13 protein-coding genes are annotated in these 13,693 nt (G+C 30.5%); 2 read left to right on the top strand and 11 right to left on the bottom strand.

Annotated features, from left to right (window positions below):
• Positions 1–101: 101 nt before the first annotated feature.
• The 11 genes from PTZ02_RS17965 to dnaX form a co-directional block, all read right to left on the bottom strand.
• Positions 102–1,340: a DUF1015 domain-containing protein gene (locus PTZ02_RS17965; protein WP_274229130.1), complete on the bottom strand. Its 1,239-nt coding sequence runs from the start codon at positions 1,338–1,340 to the stop codon at positions 102–104.
• A gap of 58 nt (positions 1,341–1,398) precedes the next feature.
• Positions 1,399–2,562: a phosphoglycerate dehydrogenase gene (locus PTZ02_RS17960; protein WP_274229129.1), complete on the bottom strand. Its 1,164-nt coding sequence runs from the start codon at positions 2,560–2,562 to the stop codon at positions 1,399–1,401.
• A 20-nt stretch (positions 2,563–2,582) separates the two neighbouring features.
• Positions 2,583–3,665 (bottom strand): 3-phosphoserine/phosphohydroxythreonine transaminase, encoded by a 1,083-nt coding sequence (gene serC / locus PTZ02_RS17955; RefSeq protein ID WP_274229128.1) that lies wholly within the window; start codon positions 3,663–3,665, stop codon positions 2,583–2,585.
• Between the two features lie 372 nt (positions 3,666–4,037).
• Positions 4,038–4,223, bottom strand: coding sequence for a hypothetical protein (locus PTZ02_RS17950; RefSeq protein ID WP_274229127.1), 186 nt, complete (start codon positions 4,221–4,223; stop codon positions 4,038–4,040).
• Between the two features lie 255 nt (positions 4,224–4,478).
• Complete coding sequence (locus tag PTZ02_RS17945) at positions 4,479–5,990, bottom strand: carboxypeptidase M32 (protein ID WP_274229126.1); 1,512 nt, start codon at positions 5,988–5,990, stop codon at positions 4,479–4,481.
• A gap of 768 nt (positions 5,991–6,758) precedes the next feature.
• Complete coding sequence (locus PTZ02_RS17940; protein WP_274229125.1) at positions 6,759–7,772, bottom strand: hypothetical protein; 1,014 nt, start codon at positions 7,770–7,772, stop codon at positions 6,759–6,761.
• 303 nt (positions 7,773–8,075) lie between these two features.
• Positions 8,076–8,336 (bottom strand): pro-sigmaK processing inhibitor BofA family protein, encoded by a 261-nt coding sequence (locus PTZ02_RS17935; protein ID WP_274229124.1) that lies wholly within the window; start codon positions 8,334–8,336, stop codon positions 8,076–8,078.
• Between the two features lie 19 nt (positions 8,337–8,355).
• Entirely contained in the window at positions 8,356–8,628 is a 273-nt protein-coding gene (locus PTZ02_RS17930) for a DUF2508 family protein (RefSeq protein WP_274229123.1), read from the bottom strand.
• 71 nt (positions 8,629–8,699) lie between these two features.
• On the bottom strand, positions 8,700–9,296 hold the full coding sequence (gene recR / locus PTZ02_RS17925) for a recombination mediator RecR (protein WP_202769148.1): 597 nt from the start codon (positions 9,294–9,296) through the stop codon (positions 8,700–8,702).
• A gap of 335 nt (positions 9,297–9,631) precedes the next feature.
• On the bottom strand, positions 9,632–9,973 hold the full coding sequence (locus PTZ02_RS17920; protein WP_202769147.1) for a YbaB/EbfC family nucleoid-associated protein: 342 nt from the start codon (positions 9,971–9,973) through the stop codon (positions 9,632–9,634).
• 428 nt (positions 9,974–10,401) lie between these two features.
• Positions 10,402–12,024, bottom strand: coding sequence for a DNA polymerase III subunit gamma/tau (dnaX, locus tag PTZ02_RS17915; RefSeq protein WP_274229122.1), 1,623 nt, complete (start codon positions 12,022–12,024; stop codon positions 10,402–10,404).
• Positions 12,025–12,153: 129 nt separating this feature from the next.
• On the opposite strand from dnaX, the gene PTZ02_RS17910 reads away from it, so the two are divergent.
• Both PTZ02_RS17910 and PTZ02_RS17905 read left to right on the top strand, forming a co-directional pair.
• Positions 12,154–12,996 carry a thymidylate synthase gene (locus PTZ02_RS17910; protein ID WP_274229121.1) on the top strand — a complete coding sequence of 281 codons (843 nt, stop codon included), beginning with the start codon at positions 12,154–12,156 and terminating at the stop codon, positions 12,994–12,996.
• Between the two features lie 140 nt (positions 12,997–13,136).
• Complete coding sequence (locus PTZ02_RS17905; protein WP_274229120.1) at positions 13,137–13,622, top strand: dihydrofolate reductase; 486 nt, start codon at positions 13,137–13,139, stop codon at positions 13,620–13,622.
• The last annotated feature ends 71 nt before the right edge of the window (positions 13,623–13,693 follow it).

Below are 13,693 nucleotides of genomic sequence, written 5' to 3'. Positions count from 1 at the left end.
TGCTTAACTCCTTTAGCTATTCTAGTAAAATTAGGGTTATATAACTGCTTATCGCAATTATATAACCCTATTACCATTATACATCAATCTTAGAAATAAATTTAGCTTAATTCATGAATAAATAATCCACTTCTAAGTTTTGGTTCAAACCAAGTAGACTTAGGTGGCATTAACATCTCTGCGTCAGATACTGCAAAAAGTTCAGTTATTGATGTAGGATACATTGAAAAAGCTACCTTCATATCACTGTTTACTCTCTTCTCTAATTCCTTAAGTCCTCTTATTCCACCTACAAAGTCAATTCTCTTATCTGTTCTTATATCTTTTATGTTTAATATAGGATTTAATAGATTATTCTCAAGTATAGCAACATCTAATCCCATTACTGGATCCTTTGAAAGTAATTCTGCTTTTGCTGAAAGCTTATACCACTCATTCTCAAGATACATTCCAAATGTTCCTTTTTCTGTTGGTTTGTATGCTTCCACTCCTATTTTCTCAACAGTAAAAGCCTTTGAAATTTCATCTAGGAACTCATCTTTGGTATAGCCATTTAAATCTTTTACCACACGGTTATAGTCTAAAATCATTAATTGGTCATGAGGGAATAACACTGAAAGGAAGAAATTAAATTCTTCATCTCCAGTATATCCTGGATTTTCTTCTCTTCTTTTTAATCCAACCTTTACTGCTGAAGCAGTTCTATGATGACCATCTGCTATATATATGCTATCTATTTTTCCAAAAGCTTCAGAAATAATCTTTATATCTGCTTCTCCATCAATCTTCCAAACTGCATGTCTAATGCCATCTGGTGAAACAAAGTCATAAATAGCTTTTTCTTGTTTTATCTTATTTACAACATTATTTATTTCTTCTTGAGAACGGTAAGCTAAAAATATAGGACCTGTTTGTGCATTACATATATCTACATGATTTATTCTATCAAGTTCTTTATCTTCTCTAGTTTTTTCATGCTTTTTTATTGTGTTATCTAGATAATCATCAATTGATGCACATCCTACTAGACCTGTCTGAGAACGACCATTCATAGTAAGTTCATATACATAGTAACAGTTTTCCCCTTCTTCTACGAATATTCCATCTTCCTTCATTTCCTTAAGTATATCTCTTGCCTTCTCATATACTTTCTTATCATATGGATTAAAGTCTTTATCAAACTGTGTTTCTGCTCTATCAATTTTCAAAAAAGACAAGGGTTCCCTTACTACTTCTTCTAACGCCTCTTCACGATTATAAACATCATAAGGAAGTGCTGCTACCTTATCTGCCACATCTTCTCTAGGTCTTATACAATTAAATGGTTTAATAGTTGCCATCTTAAATCCTCCTAATAACTCAAGGGGAACAAAGTTACTTGTCCCCTTAGAATATAAACTATTTAATAATTCTTACTTTAACTACTCCGCCAATTTCTTGAATCTTCTTAGCTATTTCTACTGTAGCAGGTGATTCTATATCAAGCATGGTATATGCCCATTGACCTCTACTCTTATTAATCATATCTGAAATATTAATATTTTCATTTGCTAAAGTTGATGTGAATTGACTTAACATGTTCGGAATATTTTTATGATTTATTGCAATACGACCTGCTTGAGTACAAACTCCCATATCGCAATTTGGATAATTAACTGAATTTTTGATATTTCCATTTTCAAGATATTCCATTAATTCTTTAACCGCCATAACCGCACAGTTATCCTCTGACTCATTTGTAGAAGCTCCTAAGTGAGGAATAGCAATTACGCCTTGATTTCCAGCAACCTTTGGATTTGGGAAATCTGTTACATATCTATTTACTTTACCTGAATTTAATGCTTCTATCATATCATCATCATTTACTAAAGAGTCTCTCGAGAAGTTTAATATCTTAACTCCATCTTTCATGATTTCAAAAACTTCTTTATTAAACATTCCCTTAGTGGTATCTGTTAATGGAACATGCACAGTTATATAGTCACATTCTCTGTATATTTCTTCTAATGACTTACTATGCTTAATATCTCTTGAAAGATTCCAAGCTGCATCTACAGAAATAAATGGGTCGTAACCATATACCTCCATGCCTAGTCTATTAGCAGCATTTGCAACTAATACACCTATAGCTCCAAGTCCTATTACCCCAAGCCTTTTCCCTTGAATCTCTACTCCAGCAAACTTTGATTTATTCTTTTCTACTAATTTTGCTACTTCTGGCTCTTCTTTCACTGAACCAACCCAGTTTACTCCCCCGACTATATCTCTAGATGCTAGAAGAAGCCCTGCTATAACTAGTTCCTTTACTCCATTTGCATTAGCTCCAGGAGTATTAAATACTACAACTCCCTTTTCAGCACATTTATCTAGAGGAATATTGTTAACTCCTGCCCCTGCTCTAGCAATTGCTTCTAAGGATTCAGGTATATCTAAATCATGCATACTTGCACTTCTAACTAGTACTGCATCTGCTTCATTAAAATTATCAACCTTCTCATATTTATCTGAAAATATATCCAAACCAATATTAGCTATTGGATTTAAACAATTAATTTTAAACATTATAGCACCCCTTAATTCTTTTACTTATTTTCTTCTTCAAATTTCTTCATGAATTCAACCAACGCCTTAACACCTTCTATTGGCATAGCATTATATATACTTGCTCTCATTCCACCAACACTTCTATGTCCTTTTAAGTTCTCAAAGCCTGCAGCTTTAGCTTCTTTTACAAACTTAGCATCTAATTCATCTGAACCAGTTACAAAAGGAACATTCATTAATGAACGGTCTTTCTTCACAACTGTTCCCTTAAACATACTGCTTGAATCAAGGTAGTCATATAATATTGCAGCCTTTTCTTCATTAATTTTCTTCATTGCGTCTAGGCCGCCTTTATTTTTAATCCACTGAAATACCTTTCCGCATATATATATTCCATATGCAGGTGGAGTATTATAAAGTGAATTGTTATCTGCATGAATTTTGTATTTTAACATTGTTGGAGTTCCTGGTAATACATCATCTGTAATTAAATCTTCTCTAATTATTACAACAACAACTCCTGCTGGTCCTATATTTTTTTGAGCCCCAGCAAATATAAGTCCATATTTACTTACATCTACAGGTTCAGATAAAATATCTGATGACATATCCGCAACTAATATCTTATCTCCTGTATCTGGCAAATCATTATATTTAGTTCCATAGATTGTATTGTTATGGCATATATACACATAATCTGCATCATCAGAAATCTTTAAATCTTTTAAATCAGGTATATATGTGAATGTCTTGTCTTCAGAAGATGCTAGCACGTTGATTTTTCCATATAACTTTCCTTCGGATATAGCCTTCTTAGCCCATTGTCCTGTGTTAATATGATCTGCAACTCTGTTTTTCATGAGATTCATTGGAATCATTGCAAATTGTTGTGATGCACCACCTTGAAGGAATAATACCTTGTAATTATCAGGAATATTCATAAGTTCTCTTAATGTTTTTTCAGCATCCCCAATAATACCTTCAAACGCTTTCGAACGATGGCTCATTTCCATTACAGACATACCAGTTCCTTTGTAGTCTAACATCTCCTCAGCTGCTTCTTTAAGTACTTCTTCTGGTAATACAGCTGGACCCGCAGAAAAATTATATACTCTTGACATTTATAAAAGCCCCCTTTTATTTTTTACATTTTGCCTAGCAGCAAACCCCTCTATATTTCATAATATTTCAAGGTTTTATCCGTGCTTAAACACAAATGTTATTTTGAAAATTTAATATTTTATTTGTAATTCTACTACTTTTTATATTTTAAAACAATGGTTTTATTATTAAATTTATCTTAAATCGGTTCATTTAGTGATATTTTATAAATTGATATTTTACATTTCTAATTACCATAAATAACTATATTATTTTGTAAATTTCACAATAAAAATAGTGATTTAAAGGCTTATTATTTAATATTCCTTCAAATCACTATCAAACTAATAAAATCTTAAATTAATCTATAAGGATTTTAATATAAATAAAACTTAATTCTCATTTTGACTCATATCCTTATCACAACATTCCTTGTTACACTGACTACTTTCATAACTTTGACAATTTAAACAACTTAATCTTGAACTACAATAAGATACTGGCCCTAATTCTACTGGAGAATAATCATGACAGCTTCTAGCTACAGAGCTTAAGTCTTGAAATAAATCATAATTCATACTATCTTCTCCCTTCTAATTCCTATTAATAATAGTAATATAGGAGTAAGCATCCTTAAGGCAACTACCTTTTTCATATTCAATACAATTTTTACAAGTTGAATAAACTTCCCTCATGCTAATAGACGGCAAAATTGTATTCGGAAAAAAGTCAGGACATAACTCTCCACTTATTGAGGATAAATGAGATTTATTCATATCATCTCTCCTTACAAATTTATATTACCTCTATTATTTTGTGCAGTATCTTAACCTTTATACCTGATATATTTTGGAATATTTTTCATCTAAATAATCAATAAAGTATTTAGGATTCAGCTTTTCACCTGTTACCTTTAAAAGTAATTCCATCGGAGAATATACTGCTCCATGAGTATGAATTTTTTCTTTTAACCATTTTGTTATTGGTTTAATATCTCCTTTTTCTAATAGCTCTTTATAATTAGGAATATCTTTCTTCATTGTGTTTAGAAATTGAGCTCCATATAAGTTTCCTAATGCATAACTTGGAAAATATCCAAATGATCCATCTGACCAGTGCATATCCTGAAGAATTCCTTCTGAATCATTTGTCGGCTCTACACCTAAATATTCCTTATATTTCTCATTCCAAAGTCTAGGTAAATCACCTGTGTCTACCTCACCATTAAAAATAGCTTTTTCTATTTCATATCTTATAATCACATGTAATGAATAAGTCAACTCATCTGCTTCTGTTCTTATTAAAGATGGTTCAACCTTATTTACACATTTATAAAATGTTTCAAAATCCAAATTCTCTAGATTAGCAAAAGATTGTTTTATTTTATTTTCAAATAAAAAGTTTAAAAATTCTTTACTTCTTCCTACAATATTTTCATAAAATCTTGACTGAGATTCATGTACTCCCATTGATGCTCCTTGCGCTAACCAAGTTCCATTAAGCTCGTCACTTATACCTTGTTCGTATATTCCATGCCCACCTTCATGTATTGTTGAAAATAATGCTGATAGAAGTTCCTCTTCATAATAATGAGTAGTTAATCTAACATCTTTATTTGAAAAATTAGTTGTAAAAGGATGTACGCTTTCATCTAGTCTTCCTGCATTCATATCAAATCCAATTAAATCAAGCGAAAAAAGACTCAGCTCCTTTTGTAGCTCTCTTGGATAGGAATCTTTAATTACACTTGAATCTATCTTAATATTACTCTTTTTAATCTTTTTAAGTAAACCTACTAGTGCATCTCTAAGCTCTCCAAAAACTCCATCCAATACTTCCACTGTAATTCCCTTTTCATACTTATCTAAAAGTGTATTATATTTATGTTCTTTAAAACCCCAGTATCCTATGAACTCTTTTTGAAATTCAATTATTTTTTCTAGATATGGTTTGAATATTAAGAAATCATTCTTCTCCTTTGCTTCCTCCCAAGCAACTTCAGACTTGGATGCAAGAATTACAAATTCCTTATATCTTTCTACTGGAATTTTCTTTGTTTCTTCATATTCCTTCTTTAAGGTTTCAACCATACTTTTATTAACCTTATCAAGCTTTTCTAAAATAGGCTCAAAATAATCTATGAATTCTTTAAGTTTTTGGGACGTTTGAAGGTTAAATAACTGTTCAGAAAGATGTGCAACTACTTCTGATCTTCCTTCCACAGCCTTCTTTGGCATCATAACCATCTTATCCCAATAAATTAAATCTAATGCCTGCTTAGTATTTTCCATTACTTTTATATAATCTTTTAATTCTAATAACTTAAGTTCAATACCCTTTTCCATACCTTACTCCTCTATAGTCAATATTGACTCTGTTTCTCTACAATATTTCACACATAAACACTGTCCTAAATTTCTTGGACATTCATAGCATAGACACGTTGTATCTCCACTACATGTTCCTTTTTTGAACTCTGGACAATGTTCACAATTGAATCCGCTTCCTCTAGTCACAGAACCATTCCTTTCTCTTATAGATTTATAACCTAATTATATCACTTAAATGCTATTCAAAGAACTTTACATAAATAAAAATAGATACAGCAGTATATGGTTTTTCACGTTATATATGCCATCTCTATTTCTATAATTACCCTATAATTAAATTTTAGTCCGGACCATAAAAAGTTAAGGCAGCTATATTTATCTCACATATAAATATAGCTCCAAAGTTGTACAATCGCTTAAAAATAATTCGTATCAAATTTATATTCAATACCTCTTATTAAATTCTCAATTTAAATTTAACCAAAATAAATCTTTTCTAAATTATTTATCACAAGGTTGCCATGGCTTAACCAAGTGTACTTTATTCCTTTGGGGGCAGAATAAGTATATAATTTTTTCTGGATCCTTGTTTTTTTCCTCGAGGTAAACTAGAAAGAAAAAAGCGCTTAATAGAGTTATTGCTCTATCAAACGCCTTCGTTCAATCTGTTATACTTTTATTATATTGCCATTATAAAATAAATCAATCCCTTTTTTTATAATTATGTTTTTTTAAATTTAGTCTGTGTTTTTTTACTACCTTGTTAAAAATATCCACCTTTTTTTATTCTTTGTCTTTTAGATAACACCTTTTAAGTTGTAATCTATAAAATACTACAGAAGCAATAATCACAACAATATTTATTGGTAAATTCATGTTATTAAAACTATGTGGCGAGAGTACTAATACCAACAAATCGAAAATTACTAATAAAGAAAATGAGCCAACAAAAGCCATCATTAAGAAAACTATCTTTATAGTCCAGGAAAAATAAAAAAGATTTTTTATCTTTTCAGACTTTAGCTTTCCAAATATTAAGTAATCTACCCAAAACAAAAGTATGCCTGCTATAAAAAGTAGAAATACCGAAATTATTTGATTGCTGAAAGGTTGAAGCTCTATCCTCCAATCAAATGTTAAGGATAATGCAAAATAATCAACCATTATACTTCCTATCATATCTAGTAACCATTTTAATGGCCATAAATAACTACTCAATAACATTTTAAAAAGACCAAAAAATAAAAATAAACAGTATTCAATACATGGAACGAAAATTATTGCTAAAATCTTGTTTTTAACGAGCATAAAGGATAAAAAAATCCCTCCACAAGATACTATGGAAATTGCTAGTGCTAATAGAAAGAATATAAATATATTGTAACCATTAATACCTAATGACTGAAAGTCTTGTCTTTTCACCATATAAACTATTATCTTAAATAGAAATACAATTATTATACTTGTACTAGTAATACCTATCAAGGTACTTACTTTAGTGAAAAAGACTTCTTTCAAATTATACTTTTCTTCTTCTATGCTTGAGACTAAACTGTCCATATCTCTTAATATAAAACATGTTAAAAACCCATAAATTAAATATAGAATACAACTTTTAAAAGGTGCTAATGAAAAATATTGTTTTATTACCTCCTCTGAATTAGTACCATGGTTCTTGTATTGAATCATTTGGTGCATATTGGTTAAAAAAAGAAATACTATTGTCATTAAAATAACACCCCAAAGTATTATCTTCTTATCCTGATTCAACAACTTCTGGTTTATTAATTTTTTCATTAAATTCCTTCCGTCAATAATTGCTTCTATATATTGTATTAGCGTTATTAAATTTTTATTTATTTTTTGTAACACATTATTTGTATACACATATACTAATGTTATATAGGAATACTCTTTAATTCCTTACTTTACACCTCTAATATTTTTTGTTTTGAATACCTCAAGACTCCCATCTATAACATAAGGCGTGTAAAAAAATCGCAAAGATTTTTTTATGCGTCTTTGTTAGATTCGAAAGAATCACAAAAAAAGGTGAAATATCTCTCTAATATATTGAGATATTTCACCTTTTTATTAACTTTAAAAGAATAGTTTAAATACTATCATAACTATTACCCCTGGAATACCAAAGAAGCCTGCTACTAAAGCTGTTACAATATTCACTCCAATATTGATTCCAAATGGCCCTCCTATAAAATTAACTACTACTAGGAGTAAAACTCCTAATATGCCATTAATTATTAATTTTCCAAGCATCTTAATAGGCCATGCAAATACCTTAAATAATATTACTAATATTATTAAGCTTATTATTCCGTAAAAAATTTCTACTGGAAACATATCCCATACCCCCATTTATTTATTCAGCTAACCCTGAACTTTTCTCTACTACATAAGCATTATCTACTTTTGAATTGTTATCCTTTGCTTCTCTCAATAAGAAATCTAGTCTTTTTCTAGCAACTTCTTCAGAATAAATTGCAATTTCTATAAGTTTAGGATCACTTACACTTTCAAACATACTTTCTGCAACCTTAATATCCTTTACGGCTTGTTCAATATCTTTAATCAAAGAAACTTCATTGGTTACCTTCTTTTTCAATAATGATTCTAGAATAAATTTCCTATTCATATAACCCCTCCAATAATTTATATTCAAATTATTGACTGAATTTATATGAGATATTCATTTAAGTTGAAAATTTAGATTTCTTTTCTTCCCTCTAGTGCCTTAGATAAAGTTACCTCATCAGCATAATCTAAATCCCCACCTACTGGTATACCTGCAGCTATTCTTGTTACTTTAACATCCAACGGTTTAAGTATCTTGGATATGTACATCGCTGTAGCTTCACCTTCTATGTTAGGATTTGTAGCAACTATAACTTCTTTTACATCGGAATTCATTCTTGCAACTAATTCTCTAATTCTAATATCCTGCGGTCCTCTTCCTTGCATTGGAGATATATTGCCATGTAAAACATGATATACCCCATTAAACTCTTTAACCTTTTCCATAGTCATAATATCTTTTGGTTGCTCAACCACACATATAACTTGTTTCTCTCTGTTAGGATTTGAACATATGGCACAAGGATCTTTATCTGTGAAATTCCCACAAATAGAACAATATTTAATAGTTCCTCTTGCCTGTACTAATGCTCTAGCAAATTCTTTTACTTCCTCTTCAGGTAAGTTAAGTATATGTAACGTTAACCTTTGCGCGGTTTTTTGCCCTACGCTAGGCAACTTTGCAAACTCTTCAATAAGTTTCTCTATAGCAACTGGATAGAAATCCATAATTTCATAACTTCCTTTCTGTATTATTATAATCTAATATTTTAAATTAATTCTTTATATAAAAACTTTTTTATCACTCATAATGGAGAACTTTAAAGGATTATAAAAAAATCGTCAAGGCGATTGTGAGCCGTCGATTTTTTTCTCGCATCTGCCTTTCCAAACGCATGTGAGGAAAAATTGGCAGGCGACTAATTCTGTTTTTTACTCATTAGGAGATTCTAGTAAGCTTTTAAATTATAATTCAAGCTTATAATGTTATCCAGAATATTATAATTCTATAAATCCTAATGAGTAAAATAGGCATACAGATACACCTGTATGCCTATAGTTAATTAAAATAATCCTGGCATATTCATGCCACCAGTTAATTTTCCCATTTTACTACTTGTTTCTTCATCAGCTTTTTTCATCGCTTGATTTACAGCACTAAGTACTAAATCTTGAAGCATTTCTACATCATCTGGATCTACTACTTCTGGTTTTATCTCTATGTGAGTTACTTCCTTTTTACCATTAACTTTAACTAGAACGGCTCCCCCTCCAACTGTTGCTTCGAATTCAGCTACTTCTAATTCTTTTTGCATTTCTTCCATTTGTTGTTGAAGTTTTTGAGCTTGCTTCATTAAATTATTCATATTTCCAAGTCCGCCGCCTGGAAAACCACCTTTTGCCATGTGATACCCTCCTTAAATTTTATCTATTCATTATTATATATTATATTATTTGATTTTGCTATATATATATAATCTCTTAAAATTTCCTAATTGTCCGCTTTAAAAACATCTCTGCTTAATTGGTTCGACCCTAAGATGTTTTTAAGGAGGAGAATTAGCCGAAATCTTTAGATTATATATAATCTAGAGGTTTTTTTAATAAAACTTAATTTATAGGTATCATAAAATCGTGGCTCTTAACGATTTTATGGAATCTATAAATTTTAGTTGCTTTAAAAACCTCAAAAATTTCCTAATTGTCTAGAGTTTTTAGTTCAACTATCAATTTATACATGCCAGAATGAAAGTTGCCAGAAGCCGCAACTTTCTAATTGCCAGAAGCCGCAACTTTCAAACAAGTATAAATTGAGTTTCACAATTAAAACTCTCTATTCATCCAAAATCTCTAAAGCTTCTTCCCCTATCGTTTCTCTAAGTATATCTTCAGTATTTTTTTCTGTACTTTCCTTACTAATTATTGTGTAAACTACCTTAACTCCATCCTTTAGTATCTCACTAAACACTTCATTAACGATTTTAGAGTTTTCAAGCTGTTCAAGTCTTTTCTTGTTGAATGCATATTCATCATCATATAGAATTTCAACCACACCATTTTTACAAGCTACCGGTTTTCCTGTTGATAATGATGCATATATTACCATTGCTCTTCTAGCCTTAAATCTCTCTAGAATATCTCTCCAGTATCTTTTTACATCGTCTAAAGTAACTTTTGAATCTTCATTAAAGCTGTGAGTAATAGTTGCTTCTCTTTGAACTTCTTGCTTCCTCATAGTCTTTTGGTTTTTCTCCGGTTCTATCCCCTGAGTTTCATCCTGTGGTTTAGAAGCTACTGTAACCTTTCCAGATCTTAATGCTTCTTCTAATCTATTTATTCTTGCTAATAGAGTTTCCTTTGACATATCAAACTCTATTTTACACATTTTTATAGTTGCTAACTCAAGATATATTCTAGCTTGCTTACTAGCCTTAGAATTTTCCTCTGCTTCTTGAAGAATTCTGACATCCCTCATAATTTCTTCATATCTTAGTCTTTCTCCCTGCGCCTTTAGTAGCTCGATATTTTCTTCTGACATATCTAATATTTCTTCAGGATTATTTGTAACCTTTGTCATTAGAAGATTTCTAAAATGGCTAGTTAAGTCCTTAATAAAAAGTCCTATATCCTTACCTGAAAGTACTATTTCTTCAATAGTCCTCATAGACTTCTCTATATCTTTTTCAATAATTGAACTGGTGATTTTAAACAAATACTCATTGGTTACAAGACCAAGCATTGATACTAGCTGTTCATAATCGACCTTCCCATCCCCCATAGAGATAGCCTGATCTAATATACTTAATGAATCTCTCATTGCTCCATCCGAAACTCTAGTAATAAGGCTCAAACTCTTATCATCAGCAAAAACACCTTGTTCTTTAACAATCTTCCTAAGCCTAGCAATCATATGCTCATTAGAAATTCTTTTAAAATCAAATCTTTGACATCTAGAGAGAATTGTTATAGGTAACTTTTGTGGATCTGTTGTTGCCAAAATAAATATTACATTACTTGGGGGCTCTTCTAATGTTTTTAAAAATGCATTTACTGCACCAGTCGTTAACATGTGAGCTTCATCCATTATGTAAATCTTATATTTAGCTTCTTGTGGTGGATATTGAACTTCATCAATAATATCTCTAATATTCTCTACCTTATTTCTTGAAGCAGCATCCATTTCATTTATATCTATAGCTAAACCTGCATTTATTTTCTTACACATTTCACATTCATTGCAAGGCTCACCATCCACAAGGTTTAAACAATTTAAAGCCTTTGAAAATACCTTAGCAGTTGAAGTCTTACCTGTTCCTCTTGTCCCGCAAAATAAGTAAGCATGCGCTATTCTATTTGTTAATATCTGATTTTTTAGGGTAGTAGTTATATGCTCTTGCCCAACAACATCCTCAAATTTTTGTGGTCTCCACTCTCTATATAATGCTCTATAAGCCAAGGAACTCACCTCATCTTCTATTTAAACTACTTAATATTATATCATTTTTAGCTATTAAAATAACTATTTATTATAACTAAATATTTAACTATGCTATAATATTATTAAATCTTATTTAGAGGTGAATTTATGACGACACATTTTATATCTAAAACAGATAAATTATTTAAAGATACACTAAATGACATTATTACTAATGGAATAAGTACTCAAGGTCATAAAATAAGACCACAATATAAAGACGGTACGCCAGCACACACAATATACATAAACCAAGTTGTAGAAAAATATGATATATCTAAAGGAGATTTTCCCATAACCACACTTAGACCAATCGCTTGGAAGTCTAGCATCAAAGAGATTTTGTGGATATATCAAAAAGCTTCAAATGAACTTTCCGTATTAGAGGAAATGGGAATTACTTGGTGGGCCGATTGGGAAATCAATGGTACTAGAACTATTGGACAAAGGTATGGTGCTACTGTAAAAAAATATGACTTAATGAATAAACTTTTAAATGGCTTAGAAAATGAGCCTTATACTAGAAGACATATTATAGATTTATATCAGTATGCAGATTTTGAAGAAACTGCCGGCTTGTATCCTTGTGCATTCCTTACAGTTTGGTCTGTTAGAGGAGAGTATCTTGATGTAACTCTTCATCAAAGAAGTTCAGATTATTGCACTGCTGGTCATATAAATAAAATTCAATATGTTGCATTAATGATGATGGTAGCAAGACATGTTGGTTTAAAGCCTGGTGTGTTTATGCATGTTGTTGATAACCTACATATTTATGACAGACATATAGATCAGGCAAAAGAATTAATCGCTAGAACACCTAGTAGTAAACAACCTAAACTAATACTTAAAGAAGGTAAAACAAACTTCTATGACTTTACTATAGATGATTTTGAAATGCTTGACTACGAACCGGTTAAACCACAATTAAAGTTTGAATTAGGGATATAGCAATTAACATAATAAACTACAAATTAAGATTAAGTGTATACTAAGTTTCTTTAACAAAGGAATATTTATATAAACTTTAAAATATAAGAATACTAAGAAACTTAAGAATTTATTGAACCAATAGAAGGAGGTTTTATATCATGCTTTCCATAATAGTAGCAGTAGCTGAAAATAATGCTATTGGTAAAAATAATGACTTACTTTGGAGATTACCTAGTGATTTAAGAAGATTTAAGGAGATTACTTCTGGTAAAACTATCATTATGGGTAGAAAAACTTTTGAATCATTGCCTAAAGTTTTACCTAATAGACATCACGTAATTTTAACTAGAGATAATGATTTTTCTGTAGATGACCCTCAGGTAGAAGTTGTTAACTCCTTAGATGCTGTAGTTGAAAAATATCACCACTCAGAAGAAGAAGCTTTTATAATTGGCGGCGGAGAAATTTACTCAGCATTCTTACCTTATTCAAACAAGTTGTATCTTACAAAGGTATTTAAAGATTTCGGTGCAGATACTTTTTTCCCAAGTATAAACGAAAATGAGTGGACGCCAGTATTAGAGAGTAAAGTTTTTGAAGAAAATAATTTAACATATCAATTTACTGACTTAGTTAGAAAATAAACAATAGGAGGCGGGTGATGTTATCATCCGTCTCCTATTGTTATTAATATTAATTACTTTTAAAAATTTAA

This window comes from Clostridium sp. 'White wine YQ' (assembly GCF_028728205.1).
Taxonomy (GTDB): Bacteria; Bacillota; Clostridia; order Clostridiales; family Clostridiaceae; genus Clostridium_T.
This window is presented reverse-complemented; position numbering and strand designations above follow the sequence as displayed.